Here is an 18,847-nt window from a genome sequence, read left to right as displayed (position 1 = left end):
AAAATATCAATAAGCAAGGGAGCAGCAACATGGTTAAAACGAGCAGTTTACGTGGTTTATTTACTAGCGCATTAATCGGTAGTGCCGTGTTAATGATCGCCCCAAGTCACGCCGCGAACTCAGTGCAACATCAACAATTTTTTGAGTCGATAGCCAAACTTTGCGGCAAAGCATTTGCCGGTAAAATCACTGCTGGTGGCAGTGAAGATGATGGATTTAGCGGTAAAGCACTGATTATGCATGTACGCGAATGCAGCGAGACTCAATTAAAAGTACCATTTCATGTCGGTGACGATCACTCACGCACCTGGGTTATCACCCAAACTGACACAGGCTTACGGTTAAAACACGATCATCGCCACAAAGACGGCTCTGAAGATAAAGTTACCATGTACGGTGGCGACACCCGCGATGTGGGTACCGCCAACATGCAATCGTTTCCAGTTGATGATGAATCCATCGTTAACTTTAAACAAAATGGCCTAGATCAGTCGGTCACCAATGTGTGGCAAATGATGATTGAAGCGCATACTTTTACGTATCGTTTAAAGCGCGAAAATCGCGATTTTAGGGTAGAGTTTGATTTAACCAAACCAGTTGCATTACCACCAGTGCCATGGGGGCATGAGTAATTTGTTTTAGCATATTTTGCTTTCAGCGACAGTAACCATCATTAGATATGTCTTCCCGGCAATGCTTGTGAGCCGGGACCCAGGTGTTTGTTTGTACTTTTGTACTTTTGTACTTTTAACTATGGCCTGCGGCCACTAACGTCGTGGCGCTTCGCCCGCAGCAGATTAGGGTCGTAAATTAGCAACTAACGCAGGTTAGTTGAACGTCTTCTCGGCAATGCTTTTGAGCCGGGATCCAGGTGTTTTCTTGTACTTTTGTACCTATGGCCACTAACGTCGTGGTGCTTCTCTCATCTGTACACTTTAATCTGTAACTGGCTTACAAATGTCGGATAAATATCCTGTGCCAACCATGTCTGCCACCTTTAAATGGTGTGCACTGTATATAAATATAGTGGTAATGGGTTTTGAGGTGTACTCAAGCTAAATTGGCTAATAATCAAACTAAAGTAGTGCGATAAACGATTTGTTTATTTTGTAACCATTTGAATAAGAGGTATTTTTATTTTTTGACTAAAATTCAGTCCACTTTTAATGTGCAAGCTCGCTTTTATTTGTCAATGGAGTTAAATTAAATCGCTTTACATCAATAAGTTAGTAAATGTAGGATGTTAATAATCAATAACTTAAAGGGCGACTTTAATTTTGTTTTGCCCTTCAATAAGCTGTTATATGCGGTAGGGGGGCTCGTGCAAATTCAAAAGGATGTATGTAAAAAGTTTGATGTGATACCTATTCCAAGTAGAAGCAGTGAAAAGTTGGGTATTGCAATCGAGACAATCGGTAAATTGCCAATTAATGGTTTACGCCACCCTCCAGAAAATGGAACTTGTGGTTGGTACGTTTGGTGCGGTGAAGAAATGTCTGAAGATACAGAGTTCTTTAAACCTCTCCATGTAAGCCACATCAAAGAATATTTGCCCGAGGTAGAACAATATCTATCATTACCTCCAGGCTATAGGTTTTTAGTCGCAGGAGACTATGAAGATGTTTGGTATGACTCGGAACTTAAAAGCATATAACAAGTGCCAGCAAGCGGACTTGGGTAAGCTGTCACCTTTTGTGCAAAAAGACGCACAAAAGCCGCCATCTCACCCAAGCCGTTGTGGCAGGCGTTAGGCTCAGAAGCATTGAGGATTTGATGAACAAATTTTTTAAATGGTATTTTCTTGCTTTTATCCTTTTATTCTCTGCGAACACATTTGCAGATGGCGAAACTGATATTAATAATGTTATGGCATCTTATATTGATGCAATGCGAGTCTACGACACTAAACAAATGGCTTCTCTTATTCACCCACTCGCACTGGAAAGGTTTAGAGCTTCTTTTGATAATGCTCTTCAGGGACCGAAAGCTGAACAAGCAAAAAATGAATTGTTGCCACTACTTTCACTCAACAACTTTTCTGAGTACATGGCAATTTCAAATGAAGAAGCATTTCAAAGGCTTAATGATGGAGTTGCAGCTCAAGCTCCAGAGCTAATTTCAATGTTGAAAAATTCTGATTTTGAAATCATTTCTACGACATTAAAAGATGAAACCGCGTACGTAGTTTACAAATTAGGTTTCGATGTAAACGGTCGATACTTCTCTCAAGAGGTCGTTCAAAAGCTCAAAGAGTATGAAAAAACATGGCTTTTGCTATTACCTGCAACAGCGGAAACAGCAATTTTAAACGTCGAGGCCAGATTCAACTGAGCCTAATAAACAACTGTTGGCGCTCACTGCGTTCGCTGGGACACAAACACATGGGCTCCCTCGCTTCGCTCGTTATTTTAGCCCATGTATTTGTGCCCCAAAGTTGGGCGTTATACGCTTTTGAAACTATGAGTCTTGAACAAGAAAAAATAGCGGCTTGTGAACATGCCAAAGCCTTGTTAAACAATAACTCTCTCTTTATTGACAGAGTTACAATATTTACATGGCCACCCACAATAGTTGGCGAAATAATGAACGCTGAACTACGCTTTATTTACCCTTTCCAAACGGTAATTAAAGATGGCCAGACCAAGACAGACAATCGTTAGCCTGGAAGATACACCTTACTACCACTGCTGTTCTCGTGTGGTGCGTAAGGCATTTCTTTGTGGAATTGATAATTCAACAGGTGAGAACTTTGAGCATCGGCGCGAGTGGGTCGATTCCCGCATTCTTGAGTTAGCGACCATCTTTGCCATTGATATCTGTGCTTATGCCGTGATGAGCAATCACTTACATGTGGTTATAAAAGTTGATGCTGACAAAGCAAAAAAGTGGTCAGATAAAGAAGTGCTCATTCAATGGCACAAGGGCTTTAAAGGTACGTTACTCACGCACAAGTTCCTAAAAGAGGAAGACCTTAACCAGTTTGAACTTCAAACGGTTAATGAATGCATTACCGAATACCGTAAACGCTTAATTGATATCAGTTGGTTTATGCGCTCACTCAGTGAGCCCATCGCCAGAATGGCCAATAAAGAAGATAAGTGCACAGGTCGCTTTTGGGAAGGTCGCTTTAAGTCTCAAGCTCTGCTTGATGAAGCCGCAGTTTTAGCCTGTATGGCTTATGTGGATTTAAACCCAGTCAGAGCCAAAATGGCTGCAACCCCTGAAACCTCAGATTACACCAGTATTCAAAGACGTATCAATTCAGCAATGAAAGGCGAGCAACCACCTGAGTTATTACCGTTTGTGGGTAATGAGCGCTTAAATATGCCTAACGGGCTCATGTTCAGCGTGAAAGACTACATCGTCTTAGTTGAAGATACCGGTCGGATAATTCGAGATGATAAGCATGGCGCCATTAGCTCAAGCAGCCAGGACATACTGAATAGGCTCAACATCCCCGCAGATAATTGGCTTAAAATCACCACAGAATTTGGTACATTATTTAAAGGTGCTGTCGGAGCATTACCCGCATTAACTGAATACTGTGAGCATTTAGACCGAAAACGACGACAAGGCGCTGCAAATTGTCAGCGCTGGTTGTGCGCTTAAGTCATCATCCCCAATCAAATTACAATTCACCTAACACTTGATAGATATCAAGATTTTCTGCTGTGCTAAATTTCTTAGATGACCATAAATCACTCATTTAACGATAATATTTTAGCCATATCGATAAAAATTGATTAGTTGTTAACATCGATCGTAACCCTCGCCAAAGTCATAAAAAAGAGTTAAGTTACTTTTATAAAACATGGGTGGCATTGTTTTTGACAAGAAGATAGTTATCAAGCTTGATCCAGAAATGCGTTAAATCTTTAAATAACAAATAAGGTTGCATCGAAGATACCCATACGGCGGATGTAATCGCGGCTATGACCTTCGAAAACATGGACGTTTTCGCAGAGCGCCCAGGGATGGGGTCACCGCGTGTCATAGAAGTGATTTCATTGAGTATCAATACCTAACACCCTAGTTTGTTTGAATTAGATAGCTCTAGTTGACCTACTTACATTAGCCACTATTGATCTGGTGTGGCCGCAGGCCATAAAAAGTACAAAAGTAAACATAACACCTGGGTCCCGGCTCAAAAGCATTACCGGGACGACGTGAGGGGTGGGGCGACGAGAATGTAGTTATCGAGCTTTTCGTTAGATCTTTAAATTACAAACACAAACAAGGTTGCATCGAAGATACCTATACGGCGGATGTAATCGCGGCTATGACCTTCGAAAACATGGACGTTTTCGCAGAGCGCCCATGGATGGGTTCACCGCGTGTCATAGAAGTGATTTCATTGAGTATCGATACCTAACACCCTAGTTTTGTTTGAATTAGTAGCTCTAGTTGACCGACTTACATTAGCCACTATTGATCTGGTGTGGTCGCAGGCCATAAAAAGTACAAAAGTAAACATAACACCTGGGTCCCGGCTCAAAAGCCTTACCGGGACGACGTGAGGGGTGGGGCGACGAGAATGTAGTTATCGAGCTTTTCGTTAGATCTTTAAATTACAAACACAAACAAGGTTGCATCGAAGATACCTATACGGCGGATGTAATCGCGGCTATGACCTTCGAAAACATGGACGTTTTCGCAGAGCGCCCATGGATGGGTTCACCGCGTGTCATAGAAGTGATTTCATTGAGTATCGATACCTAACACCCTAGTTTTGTTTGAATTAGTAGCTCTAGTTGACCGACTTACATTAGCCACTATTGATCTGGTGTGGCCGCAGGCCATAAAAAGCACAAAAGTAAACAAACACCTGGGTCCCGGCTCAAAAGCATTACCGGGACGACGTGAGAGTTGGGGCGACGTTTAGAGGTGGGACGACGTTTAGAGTTGGGACGACGTTAGAGTTGAGGCCTCAAGAATGTAGTAATAAACCTTTGTGATAAAACCAATTAGTAAGATGAATAACTCTTCCCAAAACAATTCAGGCTGCCAATGGCAGCCTGAATGTACTTTAAGCAACGAGCACAACTCGAACTCATTTGAACTCATTTGAACTCATTTGAACTCATTTGAGCTAACTCGAGTTACTTAGCATTAAAGGTAAACGATTGTCCTGCCAAGGCGGCTTCAAACATCAAACCACCTTTGGCGGCGGTGAAAATAGCCATGCCGTTAATGTATTGTGCCGCAGCGTTATGGTTACTGCCTGCTTGGCCTGCGCCGGCTGAGTTACCGGTAGTGCCAACTTGGGCATTGGCGCCTAGGTTAATCGCTACAGCAGAAGCCTGGGCGCTAAACTCGAAACTGCCGCTGGTAAATTCATTGTATGCTTTGGCATCTTTAAAAAAGATGATTTCGCTGTAAGCCTGGCCACCAATTTGAAAGCCGATGGATAACTGAGTCAGGGCAGAATCGCCCGTGTAAGTTCCACCTTGGTAAACACGTCCATTACCGTAAGCTGCACCAATACCAATGCCGCCTTTGGCAACTGTTGGGAAAATCGCGTAACCATAAGCTGAATTGAAAAAGTCTCTGGTCTCGCTGGCTTTTTTGAAGTTAGCAACGGCTTCGTTATAAGCATTCTCATTAGCAAAAGTGGGTACAGAAAACACGACACTAAACAACATCACTACGCTTGCAAAAAATAGGTTGATTGAACCTTGCATAAATCACCTCATTAACGAACCCATTGACATCATTGTCATTGTATATCGCTATAGATTACCAATACCACTTAAACGGTGCGAGTTAATTAACGTTTATACTTATCAACAATCGCGGGTCGCATTCTGCGTGGCCACTTGTTAATGCGGTTCGGCATTATACCAAGGTTAGCTTAAGGCAAATACTGTAAACACCATAAGGAATGATTGAACAAATAACGGCACAGGTGGCCATGTTATTAATAACGGCAAAACATGTTCACGACATTTGCCGCTTGCGCTCATGGCGATTCGATGCGCCTTCAGGTGGTAAACCAGGTGCGGGTTTACGCTCGGCAAGTAAATGCTTTATGGCCATGATTGGGTGTGGCAGTAACATTCTTGGCCCTGCAAAAATCATGATTTCACGGGCTTTTTGTTTCATATGAGGCTTATAGCAATGTACTGGGCATTTGTTGCAGGTTGGCTTGTCTTGGCCATACGGGCAACGGTCTAATCGAGTGTTGGCATAGTTTAAAAACTCTCGACACTGCTCACAAACACCGTGTGATGGTTTCATTGGATGATGTGCTTTACAGTAAATATTAACCATGGCTGTAATGGTGCGAAATTCATACAGTAATTTGCCTGTGAGTAACTCGGTTTCGCTCATCGTAAATACCTTAGTAAAACAGTCTGGTATAGACAGTTTATGTGGCTAACATGCAAGCTGACAAATTCGCATTTGCTAATTATGAATTTGTACACAAAACCATGCTTGAGTGTGTCATTGATCGCAAAAATGAGCTAAATGATCATCTATTTGGCTAAAATTGATAGCTTGTTAGTGTTTAAAGTAGATAAATACTTGATTTTATAGCGCAGATTGAAATAATAAAGATGAGTGATTAAAAAAACATCACGCTCTATTTAGCACAGTAGATTTCGCTTGTAACTCCTGAGTGTGAGTAGTACCGAACCCATGCGTGTTTGCGCATCATCAGCAAGGTGGATACCTAATGCCATTAGTAAAGATCATTTTAATTGCCATATTGGTTGCTGTCGCTGTGTATCTTTACAAGCGAACTCAAACCGTGGCAAAGCAAGAGTTAGAGAAAAAGACTCCAACAACAAAGCCATCAAATGTAAAGGCCTCGGCAACAACGCCATCTGATGTTGAAGACCCAGAGGCCTCAGTTGCTACACAAGCTAAGGCTGACGTTGAACACCTCGCAAAGGTGGCTAGCGAAACAAAGCCTGAACAAGATAACCCCGTTGAATTTGATGAAGGCCGTTTTGAAAGTGCAAAGGACCCAGAAAAAATAGACTCAGTGAGCACCTTAGATGATAAATCCAACGCGCCACTGCTTGAACCTGAAACCCTCAACACTGAAAACGAGGCAAACGTTTTAGTTGAAGAGTCTACACCTCACGACACTGCTCAAAGCCATTTACTCAACTTACCAGCAACCAAAGGCGACTGGGCCAGCGACAGTTTTAAACAGCTAGTTGAGTCTGCTAATGGCGCAAATGATCCTCAGAGTCAGCATGATGCATTATCCGGTGTGATTAATCATTGTTATAAAATGCGAAAACAGCATGACTATTGCCAATATGGTGCTGCACTTAAGTCGGCGTATCTAGACTTATTTCGTTTGGTATATCAACAGCAAGTCGCCAACGATAGCGCGCAAGAGATCAAAGCACCGGCATTTATGCAGTTATCGACTCTACTGAACGATACCAACGAATTTGACCAAGCCATTGATGTTTGCCAACAGGCGCTTGAGTACCAACTAACCGACGGAACTGTGACTGGGTTTGAAGGCCGAATAAATCGAATAGAAAAGGCTAAAACTAAAGCTGGTTAACTCAGTTAATACAGGGTGACGGATATCAGGTATGATATCCACAAAGGAAAGCGGACCTAGGTCCGCTTTTTTTGTATTTAGCATCTGTGATGAAGTAATCGATGCTAATGGATAGCATAGTTTAGATTTTGGTGGTAATAGATGACTTCTACAATAGGTAAATTACTGCTTGCAGCAATTGGGTTAAGTGTAACCATGGGGTGTACGCGCACACCAGAGTGGACGCTATTTTACGTTGCAGATAATCCTGTAAATGCCCAAAAAGCCATGGCTACAACCAACATGCTAGATACTGATTTTATTAGTGGCTATTACGATTCTTTAGCACAATGTCAGGCCAAAGGCACCGGCATGTTACGCTTGCAAGGTTCATCCATGCCGGCAGCGCAAGCCTTTGTGTGTGCTCAAGCATGTCAGGTCGACGATAAGCAGCAATTACAGTGTCAACGCTTGGTTGCTGGGGCTGAGTTAGATGCGCTTTAAACAAGACTTTTTTGAGCAATTAGACGGCTTTTATTCGCAAGCTTATCCGCAGGGGATTAGCAATCCGCATTGGCTAGGCTGGAGTGATGCTGCCGCTAAACTGATTGGTTTAGACAAACCAAACCATGAATTACTGATGCAGTTATCTGCTAATGCCGCCGCGCCTGGTGCGAGCTATTATGCCCAGGTTTACAGTGGTCATCAGTTTGGTGGTTATACTCCAAGGCTTGGCGATGGCCGCTCGATTATATTAGGCGAAGCCATTGGCCCTGATGGCGCGTGGGATGTGGCGCTAAAAGGTGGCGGCCCCACACCGTATTCTCGTCATGGCGATGGTCGGGCTGTTATGCGCTCAGCCGTGCGTGAGTTTTTAGTGTCTGAAGCACTGGCGGCGTTGTCTGTACCAACAACTCGTGCTTTAGCGGTAATAGGATCTGATCTGCCCGTGTGGCGTGAAAGCCAGGAAACCGCAGCAATAACAGTGCGTTTAGCGAAAAGTCATATTCGCTTTGGTCACTTTGAATACTTTTGTTATAGCGAAAAGGGCGCACCAGATAAACTGACCCAGTTACTTAACTTTACGATTACCCAGCATTTTCCGCATTTAACAACCGACGCCGCTGGCTATAAGCAATGGTTTGTTGAAGTGGTGCAATTAACTGCAAAAATGATTGCCCACTGGCAAGCAGTAGGTTTTGCCCATGGCGTGATGAACACCGACAACATGTCGATTGTAGGCGACACCTTTGACTTTGGGCCGTTTGCATTTTTAGACACATTTAAAGAAAGCTTTATTTGCAATCACTCTGATCATGACGGCCGTTATGCTTTTGGCCAGCAACCCGGTATTGGATTATGGAATCTAAAACGCCTCGCACAAGCGCTGCCCCCAATTATCGCATCGGACGATTTAATTGCCGCATTGAATACCTATCAACCCAGTTTGGTGAACCATTATGTTAGCTTAATGCGAGAAAAATTAGGCTTAAGTACCGACAGCGATTTAGATAACGCCGAGCAAGAAAAACAAGATTTAGCATTTATAAGCCAATTTACCGTCATGCTTGAAAACAACCAGCTCGATTACACCAACAGCTTACGCAAAATAGGCACAATTGACATTAGCAGCCAGCACAGTCTACTACGCGATGACATGCTCGATGTGCACCAATTTGATAGCTGGTTTCAAGCCTATCAGAGTCGTGTTGGGCAGGTTAGCGATGTTGCTGCATGGCAGCATGAGCGTAACCAGCATAACCCTAAATACATTTTGCGTAATTATCTTGCTCAGGAAGCGATTATCGACATCGAAGAAAAAGCTGACAATAGCAAGCTTTTACAATTACAGCAGTTATTAACTCGACCTTTTGATGAACAGCCCGAGATGAATGATTTTGCCAAACGTCCTCCGCAGTGGGGCCAAGGCTTAGTTATGTCTTGCAGTAGTTAACCCAGTTTAATTGCCATTTTATTGAGTGATGTTATGAAATTATTGTCTGCTAAATTTGATCCTGAAGCGAAGAGCATTGTTATCCAAGCTGAAGTTGATTTTGAGCAATTTGAACGGTTTGCCGAACCTTTAGCGGCAGCATTAGATTGCGACATCCGTGAGCGCCAATGGGGCGCAGATAGACACCAATGGCTGCTGAATTTTGAAGGTTGTCCGGTGTGGTTACACTATGAGTTTTATGGTGATATTTGTTGGTTGTCAGTAGACAGTGCAAAAGATGTTGATGTGTTGCATTTTTTATCTGGCTTGCTTAAATCCTATATTCACATAACAGAAGAAGACATACATGGATAACAGCGCGGCGTTTCATTTTCAGGCATTAACGCCCGATTTGATTTTAGATGCGATTGAAAGTATTGGGGTGTTTCCTGAGACCGGTTTATTGGCATTAAACAGTTATGAAAACCGCGTGTATCAGTTCCGCTGCGACCGTGGGCAACGTTATGTGGTTAAGTTTTATCGACCACAACGTTGGAGTGATGCCCAAATACAAGAAGAACACGATTACGCATTGGCATTAGCGGCTGAAGACATTCCTATTGCTGTACCTGTGGTCATTGACGCAAAAACCTTATTTGAGTTTAAAGGTTATCGATTTGCGTTATTTCCATCGATAGGTGGACGCGCGTTTGAAGTAGATAACGAAGAGCAATTAGAGTCTGTAGGGCGTTTTATTGGCCGCATTCATCAGTATGCCAGTAAGCAAGCTTTTACCCATCGTGAACCTTTAACGCCCCAAATATTAGGTGATGATGCTTACCACTATTTACGCAGCAGTGGCATTGTTGATCAAAGCATGCAAAACGCCTTTTTTACAGTGGTAGAACAAGTGCTTGTAAAAGCCAAACAGATTTGGCAACAACACAGCTTTGACACGATCCGCTTACACGGAGATTTGCACCCGGGTAATATTTTATGGACACCAGATGGCCCAGGTTTTGTGGATTTAGACGACGCAAGGCAAGGGCCTGCGGTGCAAGACATTTGGATGATGCTGACCGGCGATAGAGCACAGCAACTATTGCAGCTGGATATCTTAATTGATGCCTATCAAGAATTTTGCGATTTTGACACAAGGCAACTGGCGTTAATTGAGCCGTTAAGAGCGTTTAGAATGATCCATTACAACGCCTGGCTAGCAAAACGTTGGCAAGACCCGGCATTTCCAATGAACTTTCCGTGGTTTGCAGATATCAAATATTGGGAGCAACAAACCTTGGCGTTTAAAGAGCAACTGGCCGCCCTCGATGATGCACCATTAAGTTTAAACCAGTTTAATTGTTGATTAACATTGATTCATAATAACTATCAGAATGTATTTAGTTACAAATACAATCATCTAGCGATTGAGTTTCAGGCTAACGCTAGACTATGATAGCCCCAGCGTATGTTTATTAGTTTATTTTGCCTATTTAAAGGAAGTGAGATGAAAAAAGCATTATTGATGGCCGCAGCACTATTACTTGCGCCAATGGCGGCGATGGCTGCAGATTACAAAGAAGGTGTTCATTACACAGTGATAAATGAAGGTCCAGAGTCTGCAAAGCCTGAAATTACTGAGTTTTTCTCTTTCTATTGCCCACATTGTTATAACTTTGCTAAAACGGTAGTCCCTAAAATTCAGGCTAACCTTCCAGAAGGTGTTGCTTTTAACCAAGCACATGTTGAGTTTATTGGCCGTGAAATGGGTGTAGAAATGTCGCGCGCTTTTGCAATTGCTAAACAACTCAATGTTGAAGAAAAGATTGAACCTGCTTTGTTTAGTGCAATCCATGACAAACGCCAACAGTTTACCCGTGCAGATGATGTAAGAGCATTGTTTATTGCTAATGGTGTAGAGGCAAAAGCCTATGACGCAGCGGCAAGCTCGTTTATGGTGAATGCACAGATGTCAAAAATGAAGCGTGATACTGAAAACGCTAAAATTTCTGGTGTACCTTCATTGGTTGTTAATGGTAAGTACCGTGTCGAAACTGGCTCAATCAAGTCTTATGACGAGCTAATCGATATCGCATTTTACCTATCTACGATGAATAAAAAGTAACGGTTAATTAAGCCTTATTGATGAGAAGGAGCCTTTGGCTCCTTTTTTTTGCCCTAAACCCAAGCAAAAAAAAACCGTATATCTATGAAAAGATAATACGGTGATGAGTCAAATGACTCTTTTTTACCCTGAGTAACGCCAAAATACTAGCATGGCGTCAAAAAATTGGCAAGTGGCATTATATTGGCAAGTTGTTTTTGTGTGATTTGTCAGATGATTTAAAGTGAAAATTTTAATGAAACTCTTATAAAAAACCGTTGTCCAACTTTCAGGCAGGCATCAATATCAGCGTTTTTAGTGTTGTTGTCTTGTCGTTTACTGACATAGTCGTTAGAACAAATAGTGAATAAAAGTGCTGCGTAAATGACTCGTGTTACCAATGCACTTTAAGCATGGCTATAGATAGCGACTTTAGGTTAATTACATTGTGCTATGTGTATTTGCTCTAGGAGGAAACCCTATGAGAACGTTCCCTGTTTATGCGCCCAAGTTAATTGTTAAGCATGCTAGGATCTTTCTGAGTGGTGCGATTTGGGTAAAAGATTTAGGTTTACTTGAATTTGATAAAGGACGTTTTTTACAAACAAAAAAAAGCCTGCCAAAAGTAAGGCAGGCTATCAGCGAATTAAATGCATTGATTGAGGCGCAATCTACGCCACAACAATCTACTTAACAGTCTCAGTTACATTTCGCTATTCAATAAACCAACAAGGCCATTGACCTTATCACTCCAAGAGTTGAGGTCTTGCTGCAATTGTTGGTTTTTTTGTGTCAATGCTTCTTGCTGTTGCACTAAAGCTTGGTTCTTTTGCTTCTCTTCTTCTAGCTCCATTTTTAGTAGCTCAATATTTTCAAGAGTCGCCTGGATTTTGGTTTCCAGTTGGGACAATAATTCAAGGCTCATGGGGAGTCCTATACGTTTCTGGATGGAACCCCGATTCTAGCAGTGTCAAGCCCTATAGGAATAGCCTTTAAAACTGAGTGGCTAAAATATATTCAATAAATCAGTCGATATTGTGCTTTATCTAATATCGCGCTATTTTCATCGCCTGACTTACTCAATAAAACGACATTTATGACACTTACTCGACTCGATGTAGGCGCTCGGATGAGCAGTATTGTGATCCATAACAATACGGTTTACTTGTGTGGCCAAGTGGCAAAAGATAAAAACAGCGACATTACTACCCAAACCATCACCATGCTTGAAGAGGTTGATGCTTTGTTGGCTCAAGCTGGCTCGAGCCGTGAGCATATTTTGTCGGCCACTATTTACCTTAAAGACATGGCCGATTACGATGCTATGAATTTGGTATGGGACCATTGGGTGCCGACAGGGCATGCGCCTGCAAGAGCGTGTGTACAGGCCGCCATTGCAGAGCCAGAATATTTAGTTGAAGTCTCTATTGTGGCTGCTATCGTGCAATAAACAGGATGACTTGGCGTTACAGATAACATAGCGTGATGCACTGACAGTTTGTCTGTTGCAATATGAATAAATATATCGATGCTTGTTACGTTCAATTGACGTATTTTGATTTAGGATCTAGCGCTGCGACTTGACATTAATCTCTCGCCTCCATAGTCTGCAAGCTCAGTTTTTAAGGTGGTATGCAATGGACATAAAATATAATTTAAAATCTGCGTCAGAGCGCCGCACAGAACCGTTTATGCCTGAAGGCGATGTTGGTTTTGGTAAGCTTCGAACTGACCACATGTTTTTAATGGATTATCGTGATGGTCAATGGTGCGATCCGCGCATAGTCCCTTACGGCCCGTTTGAGATGGCGCCTGGTGCAATGGCGTTGCATTATGGCCAATCTATTTTTGAAGGCGCAAAAGCCTTTATGCACGAGGACGGTGAAATTTACACCTTCCGCATCAATAAGAATGCTGAACGCATGAACCGTTCTGCAGATATTGTGTGTATTCCCAATATTGATGAAGCGATGCAAGTTAAGGCGATTAATGCACTGATTGATGTTGATCGTTTGTGGTTCCCTTTGCAAGAAGGGGCGTGTTTGTATATTCGCCCGTTTATATTTGCAACCGAAGACCGTTTATCGGTTAGCCCTAGCCAGCAATATACCTTTTGCGTCGTGTTAAGCCCCTCTGGCGCTTATTATTCGTCTGGTGTTAATAACGGTATTCGTTTGTTAATTAGCACTAAATATCACCGTGCAGTGTCTGGTGGTACAGGCGCGTCAAAAGCCGCTGGTAATTATGCTGCGTCACTACGGGCGGGCAAGGCTGCGGTAGAACATGGCGCTTCGCAAGTTTTGTATTTAGATTCGACTAATACGCAAATTGAAGAAGCTGGCGCGATGAATCACTTCCATATTTTAAAAGATGGTACTGTGATTATTCCAAAATTTACCGATACGATTTTAAAGTCGATTACCTCACAATCTATTCTCGAACTCGGGGATATGCTGGGCTGCAAAGTAAGGCAAGAAACGGTCATGTTAGACAAGTTTATTGCTGATATTGAGTCTGGTGAGATCATTGAGGCGGGTGGTTTTGGTACTGCTGCTGTAGTGTCGCCAGTAAATTCGTATATTTTTGAAGATGGCAGAGTCGTCACCGTTGGCGATGGCACTGTGGGTCCAAACATTAAGCGAATTTACAAGCTATTTACGGATATACAAAAAGGCTATGTTGCCGCACCACAAGGCTGGGTAACGCGTGTTGAGCGAATAGCGCCTTAGCTTTACAGTAGCAAAAAAATAAAAGCTCCCTTGGGAGCTTTTTTGTTTTTAGATCAACAGGATCTAGTTTAACGTTGACTTAATAGCGTTAAACATTCGCTTGCCGTAAGCGGCTTGCTGAGCAAGAACCCTTGCACTTGATCACAGCCACCATTACGTAAAAATTCAAGCTGTTCTTTTGTTTCAACACCTTCTGCAACTACATTGAGTTCTAGGCTATGCGCTAGGGTAATAATGGCGCTGGTGATGGCTGCATCATCTGGATCTTCTGTGATATCGCGAACAAACTCGCGGTCAATTTTTAAGGTGTCAATTGGGAAACGCTTTAAATAACTTAAACTGGAATAACCGGTACCAAAGTCATCAATGGCAATGGTTAGCCCTAGCGCTTTGAGTTTAGATAATACGGTTACTGAGTCTTGTGGGTTGCCCATAATCATTGATTCGGTTAACTCTAGTTCAAGTGCGCTGGCAGGCAAACCTGACACGGCAAGGGCGACTTCAATCGTTGAAATAATGTCTGCTTTAAGCTGTCTTGCCGATAAGTTTACCGCCACAGAGATATGCTCAAACCCTTGCTGATGCCATTGTGCAAGTTGAGTACATGCCTGATTAATAGCCCAATGGCCTATTTGGTTAATTAAGCCGGTTTCTTCCGCGAGCGGAATAAATTCAACTGGCGAAATAAGGCCTAATTCTGGACTTTCCCAGCGAAGTAAAGCCTCTAACCCAATAATACGCTCTGTTTTTACGTCATATTTAGGTTGGTACACTAAATAAAATTCGTTTTCTTGTAGGGCTTTTTTTAGGCCAGCCTCTAACTGCACATGACGTGTAGCATATTGGTTTAACTCTTTGGTATAAAACTGAAAATTGTTTCGGCCTAATGATTTTGCATGATACATAGCTGTATCGGCATACTTAATTAATGATGTAGTGTCTTCGGCATCATCTGGAAATAGGCTTATCCCTATCGATGGTGAAATAGTCAGTACTTTATCGTCGAGTAAGAAAGGTTTCTGAAATGCCTGTAATACCTTTTCGGCGATAATTGTTGCTGCTTTGGTTTTGGCAACACCTTCTAAAATAATGGTAAATTCGTCTCCTCCTAAGCGGGCGACGGTGTCTTCTTCACGCACAGCATTTTGCAGGCGATGCGCTACCGCTTTAAGTAATAAGTCACCGATATGATGACCCATTGAGTCGTTAATGTGCTTAAAGCGGTCGAGATCTAAAAACAGCAATGCCACTATGCTTTCGGCTCGGTGTGCTTTGGTTACAGCTTGGTTTAATCTGTCTTGGAATAAGGTGCGATTAGGCAGGCCTGTTAGTGGGTCAAAGTTAGCCAACACTCGTAGGTCTTCTTCAGCTTTTTTACGTGCAGTTATGTCGGTAAATACCGCTACAAAGTGACTGGTTTCTCCCTTGTTGTCGATAACCTGGTTGATTTCCAACCATGCCAATATGCCACGACGGTCTCGGGTTCTAATTTTAATTTCACCGGCCCAATGCTTGTGTCTTAATAACTGGGTTTCTACCGCGTTGTAAAACTCGCGCGATTGTTTGCCCATGGTTAAAAATAAAAAGTGCTTACCGACAACATCGCGGTGTCTAAAGCCTGTAATTCGGCTAAAGGCTGGGTTTACTGAGCGAACTTGATAGTCTAGCTCACCAACCACAACGGCTTCGTTCATACTAAACAGTACTTGCGATGACAATTTTAGTTCGTTTTCGGTTAGCTTACGGCTGGTGATATCTTTGTGAGTGCCGGCCATTCGGATGGGCGCATTATTGCTGTCGCGCTCTACAATTTGGCCCCTGTCTAATAACCATGCCCAATTTCCTGGTTGAGTTTCTACACGGTATTCAGCTTCAAAAAATTCGCTTTCACCTGACAGATGATCATTAAGCAGTTTTTGCACGCGCGGACGATCTTCTGGATGAATGTTTTTTATCAGTAATTCATCTTTTAATGAAAAGTTCATCGGTTCAACCATGTTGGTCCGATAGACTTTATCGTCTTTTATGTTCCAATCCCACATCCCATCGCCCGAAGCCCAAAGCGCGAGTTTAAGGCGTTCTTCTGATGCGCGAATACTGTTATCAAATTCTCGCTGTTTGGTTTGTTTTCTGCGTCTGGCAGCGATAATCCAAATAATGCCTAGCAAGCCCACGCTCACATAGGCTGCATAGGCAATATGTGTCATATAAAACGGTGGGACCACAGACACATCTACACTGAGTGTGTACTGGCTATATTTGTTGGTTCCCAGCGCATGACGGACTAATAATTTGTAATCGCCAGGTGCAAGGTTTGTGTAGGTAATTTGATTGCCTTGTGACAGCTCACGCCAGTCGGTGTCAAAGCCATCTAATTTGTAACTAAACCGACTTAGCCCGGGATAGTTAAAGTTAAGTGACCCAATCTCGAAACTGATTAATTGTTTTTCATAGGGCATGACAACTTTGGGGGCATGGCTTAAATCGCGGATAGGATATTGTGTTTCACCAATGATGTATTTGGTTAATGCAAGTTTGTTTTCCGGTCTGAATGCAGGAATGGTTACAGGATTAAAATGATTTAAGCCATGTATGCCACCAAACCATAAGCTGCCGTTGGTGTCTTTAAATTTAGCGGCGCCATTAAACTCGTTAGCCTGCAAGCCTTCATAAGTATTATATGAAATGAAGCTTCTTGTGCTGGGAGTAAAACGCGAAATACCTGAATTGGTACTGAGCCATAAATCATGTTGCTCATCTTCTAATATGGCGTAAACGGTATTACTGCTTTTGTCTGCATTTACGTCCATTCTTTCAAAAGAGAAGGTGCCGTACTCAAGGGTGAGTTTGTCTATGCCACCGTGAGTCGCTATCCAGAAATCGCCGTTGTCAGCCAGTAAAAAGTCTCTGACGCGGTTGTCGCTTAGGCTATAAATGTTTTCTGCGTCGTGGGTTAAAAAATCCAGCTTTTGCTCTTCTGGTGACAACCTAACCACACCACCCATGGTGCCGAGCCATAAATAGCCTTGGCTAAAGTGCAATTTAATAATTTGATGTTTAAAGGGTGAGTAGTCTGCTTGAAAGCCAAAATTATAGGCCATCATCTTATGGGTGTGTTCAGAGATAAAATACAGCCCTAGGGAGCTCGATATCCATAGGCGATCTTTATCATCAAAGGCAAAGCTTCGAAACTTGGTGTCTGCATGAAACTGCGGGTTAGCAGGCTTAATTTGTTTGAGCTCATTGTTGAGATCGAGAGTAAACAGGCCAAGGTTTGTAGCAAACCATAGCAGCTCTTGTTTGTCTTGGATTATGTCGTGAACTATGAGTGATAATTGTTCAACAGGTACCGACAGATTGTCTGCAAATAATTGATTAATATAATAGTATTGACTATCTTGAGGCGCTAGGTATTTAACACCTGCGCCATCGGTTCCTATCCATAAGCGCTGCTGATTATCACGATAAATGCTGCGTACCATATTGGCCATGTCTGGTGCGTCGGTTTGGTAATCGTAATAATGTGTAAAGTATTGCTGGTTAAGATTGAGTTTATCAATACCAGAATAACCACTGCCAATCCACAGGGTGCCTGTTGCATCGAGAAATAATGTTTGTAACGTGTTGGCACTGATGGTGTTGAGTGCTTGTGGATTATGTTTGTAAATGGTGCTGTGCCACTGCCCCTCTTTAAAGTCCAATTGGAACAGGCCTGTGTTGTTACCTATTGCAAAAATTTGATTGGCGTTCACCACGATAAAGTCGACAATTTTACGGTTTTCTCCGTAACTATTATCTCGTGACCAAATTAACTCTTTTTGGTGAGTATCAAGATTGTAACGCCATATTTGATTGTCGATTGCCAACCAAACAGAATAAATTGAACTGGATTGAATTTGGTTGACGACCATGTTTGTGGGGATATCAAGGCGAATAATGGTGTTGCTGTCTACTGCAAAAGTGCCATGTTCTTTGGTGCCTACGACGATGAATTTGTCGTCAACATTTGCAATGCTCACAACATCTGGCGTGATATTGCTGCCTAAACTCACGGGGATAATTTTTTCGGTTTTTAACGATAATAAATATAAACCTGTACGGGTGCCTATCCATAGGGTGTCACCAATTACTGCAAGTTTAGTGATTTGAAGTTCGTTTAACCCTTGTTTTTGTTTAAATCGTGTAAACTCGCCTGTGTTCAAGTTAAAGCGGTTTAAGCCATTATCAAACGTGCCTAGCCATAAATCACCGTCAGGTGATTGCAAAATATCAGTAATGTAGTTGCCAGAAATGCTTTTGCTGTTGTTAGCTTGTTTAAGGTAAAGCTCGAAGTCGACACCGTTGTAGCTGTGTAGGCCATCTTGTGTGCCAACCCATAACATACCGGCACTGTCCATAAACAGGCGAGTGATTGAGTTTTGATTGAGTTTGCCTTCGGTGTCGAAATGTTGAAATTTCACTTCTGCAAGAGCATGGTTCGCACTATTTTTTTGCGCAGAAACGGGCACTGAAAAAATCAATGCCAGCAAAATTATCAAGTAGGGTAAAAGTGTTATTGCGCGAAAATTCAAATC

The 18,847-nt window shown here is 42.5% G+C and carries 17 protein-coding genes; 13 read left to right on the top strand and 4 right to left on the bottom strand.

Annotated features, from left to right (window positions below; all coding sequences use genetic code 11):
* Positions 1–92 precede the first annotated feature (92 nt).
* From K8B83_RS21545 to K8B83_RS21530, 4 genes are all read left to right on the top strand, one after another.
* Positions 93–632 carry a hypothetical protein gene (locus K8B83_RS21545; RefSeq protein WP_223420134.1) on the top strand — a complete coding sequence of 180 codons (540 nt, stop codon included), beginning with the start codon at positions 93–95 and terminating at the stop codon, positions 630–632.
* Positions 633–1,321: 689 nt separating this feature from the next.
* On the top strand, positions 1,322–1,654 hold the full coding sequence (locus K8B83_RS21540; RefSeq protein WP_188735675.1) for an immunity protein Imm33 domain-containing protein: 333 nt from the start codon (positions 1,322–1,324) through the stop codon (positions 1,652–1,654).
* Between the two features lie 119 nt (positions 1,655–1,773).
* Entirely contained in the window at positions 1,774–2,331 is a 558-nt protein-coding gene (locus K8B83_RS21535) for a hypothetical protein (protein WP_188735673.1), read from the top strand.
* Between the two features lie 300 nt (positions 2,332–2,631).
* Positions 2,632–3,609 carry a transposase gene (locus tag K8B83_RS21530; RefSeq protein ID WP_188735671.1) on the top strand — a complete coding sequence of 326 codons (978 nt, stop codon included), beginning with the start codon at positions 2,632–2,634 and terminating at the stop codon, positions 3,607–3,609.
* A gap of 1,490 nt (positions 3,610–5,099) precedes the next feature.
* Here K8B83_RS21530 and K8B83_RS21525 read toward each other — a convergent pair.
* Together K8B83_RS21525 and K8B83_RS21520 are read right to left on the bottom strand one after the other, a co-directional pair.
* On the bottom strand, positions 5,100–5,642 hold the full coding sequence (locus tag K8B83_RS21525) for a YSC84-related protein (protein WP_373284844.1): 543 nt from the start codon (positions 5,640–5,642) through the stop codon (positions 5,100–5,102).
* A gap of 295 nt (positions 5,643–5,937) precedes the next feature.
* Positions 5,938–6,330, bottom strand: coding sequence for a nitrous oxide-stimulated promoter family protein (locus K8B83_RS21520; RefSeq protein WP_188735667.1), 393 nt, complete (start codon positions 6,328–6,330; stop codon positions 5,938–5,940).
* A 346-nt stretch (positions 6,331–6,676) separates the two neighbouring features.
* On the opposite strand from K8B83_RS21520, the gene K8B83_RS21515 reads away from it, so the two are divergent.
* From K8B83_RS21515 to K8B83_RS21485, 7 genes are all read left to right on the top strand, one after another.
* Positions 6,677–7,528 (top strand): hypothetical protein, encoded by an 852-nt coding sequence (locus K8B83_RS21515; protein WP_188735665.1) that lies wholly within the window; start codon positions 6,677–6,679, stop codon positions 7,526–7,528.
* Positions 7,529–7,669: 141 nt separating this feature from the next.
* Complete coding sequence (locus K8B83_RS21510) at positions 7,670–8,011, top strand: hypothetical protein (protein WP_223418845.1); 342 nt, start codon at positions 7,670–7,672, stop codon at positions 8,009–8,011.
* On the top strand, positions 8,001–9,461 hold the full coding sequence (locus tag K8B83_RS21505; RefSeq protein ID WP_188735663.1) for a protein adenylyltransferase SelO: 1,461 nt from the start codon (positions 8,001–8,003) through the stop codon (positions 9,459–9,461). The genes K8B83_RS21510 and K8B83_RS21505 overlap by 11 nt, the downstream gene beginning before the upstream one ends.
* Before the next feature lie 33 nt (positions 9,462–9,494).
* Positions 9,495–9,815, top strand: coding sequence for a DUF3630 family protein (locus K8B83_RS21500; protein WP_188735660.1), 321 nt, complete (start codon positions 9,495–9,497; stop codon positions 9,813–9,815).
* Positions 9,808–10,806 carry a serine/threonine protein kinase gene (locus K8B83_RS21495; protein ID WP_188735658.1) on the top strand — a complete coding sequence of 333 codons (999 nt, stop codon included), beginning with the start codon at positions 9,808–9,810 and terminating at the stop codon, positions 10,804–10,806. Before K8B83_RS21500 ends, K8B83_RS21495 begins: the two co-directional genes overlap by 8 nt.
* Positions 10,807–10,947: 141 nt before the next feature.
* Positions 10,948–11,565 carry a thiol:disulfide interchange protein DsbA/DsbL gene (locus K8B83_RS21490; protein ID WP_188735656.1) on the top strand — a complete coding sequence of 206 codons (618 nt, stop codon included), beginning with the start codon at positions 10,948–10,950 and terminating at the stop codon, positions 11,563–11,565.
* Positions 11,566–12,025: 460 nt separating this feature from the next.
* Positions 12,026–12,238 carry a DUF1107 domain-containing protein gene (locus tag K8B83_RS21485; RefSeq protein ID WP_188735654.1) on the top strand — a complete coding sequence of 71 codons (213 nt, stop codon included), beginning with the start codon at positions 12,026–12,028 and terminating at the stop codon, positions 12,236–12,238.
* A gap of 9 nt (positions 12,239–12,247) precedes the next feature.
* On the opposite strand, the gene K8B83_RS21480 is transcribed toward K8B83_RS21485, so the two are convergent.
* Entirely contained in the window at positions 12,248–12,469 is a 222-nt protein-coding gene (locus K8B83_RS21480; protein ID WP_188735652.1) for a cell division protein ZapB, read from the bottom strand.
* A 171-nt stretch (positions 12,470–12,640) separates the two neighbouring features.
* Between K8B83_RS21480 and K8B83_RS21475 the strand changes: the two genes are divergently transcribed.
* Together K8B83_RS21475 and K8B83_RS21470 are read left to right on the top strand one after the other, a co-directional pair.
* A complete protein-coding gene (locus K8B83_RS21475) occupies positions 12,641–12,994 on the top strand; it encodes a RidA family protein (protein ID WP_188735650.1) in 354 nt (117 codons plus the stop codon).
* A gap of 187 nt (positions 12,995–13,181) precedes the next feature.
* The gene (locus tag K8B83_RS21470) at positions 13,182–14,273 is read left to right on the top strand and encodes a branched-chain amino acid aminotransferase (RefSeq protein ID WP_188735648.1); all 1,092 of its coding nucleotides are present in this window, start codon (positions 13,182–13,184) and stop codon (positions 14,271–14,273) included.
* Between the two features lie 68 nt (positions 14,274–14,341).
* Here K8B83_RS21470 and K8B83_RS21465 read toward each other — a convergent pair whose 3' ends face one another.
* Complete coding sequence (locus tag K8B83_RS21465) at positions 14,342–18,844, bottom strand: EAL domain-containing protein (protein ID WP_223418843.1); 4,503 nt, start codon at positions 18,842–18,844, stop codon at positions 14,342–14,344.
* Positions 18,845–18,847 lie beyond the last annotated feature (3 nt).

Origin of the sequence: Shewanella inventionis, from assembly GCF_019931735.1 — a bacterium.
Lineage (GTDB): Bacteria > Pseudomonadota > Gammaproteobacteria > Enterobacterales > Shewanellaceae > Shewanella > Shewanella inventionis.
Note: the sequence above shows the minus strand (reverse complement) of the source record. Positions and strands in the feature narration are given on the sequence as shown.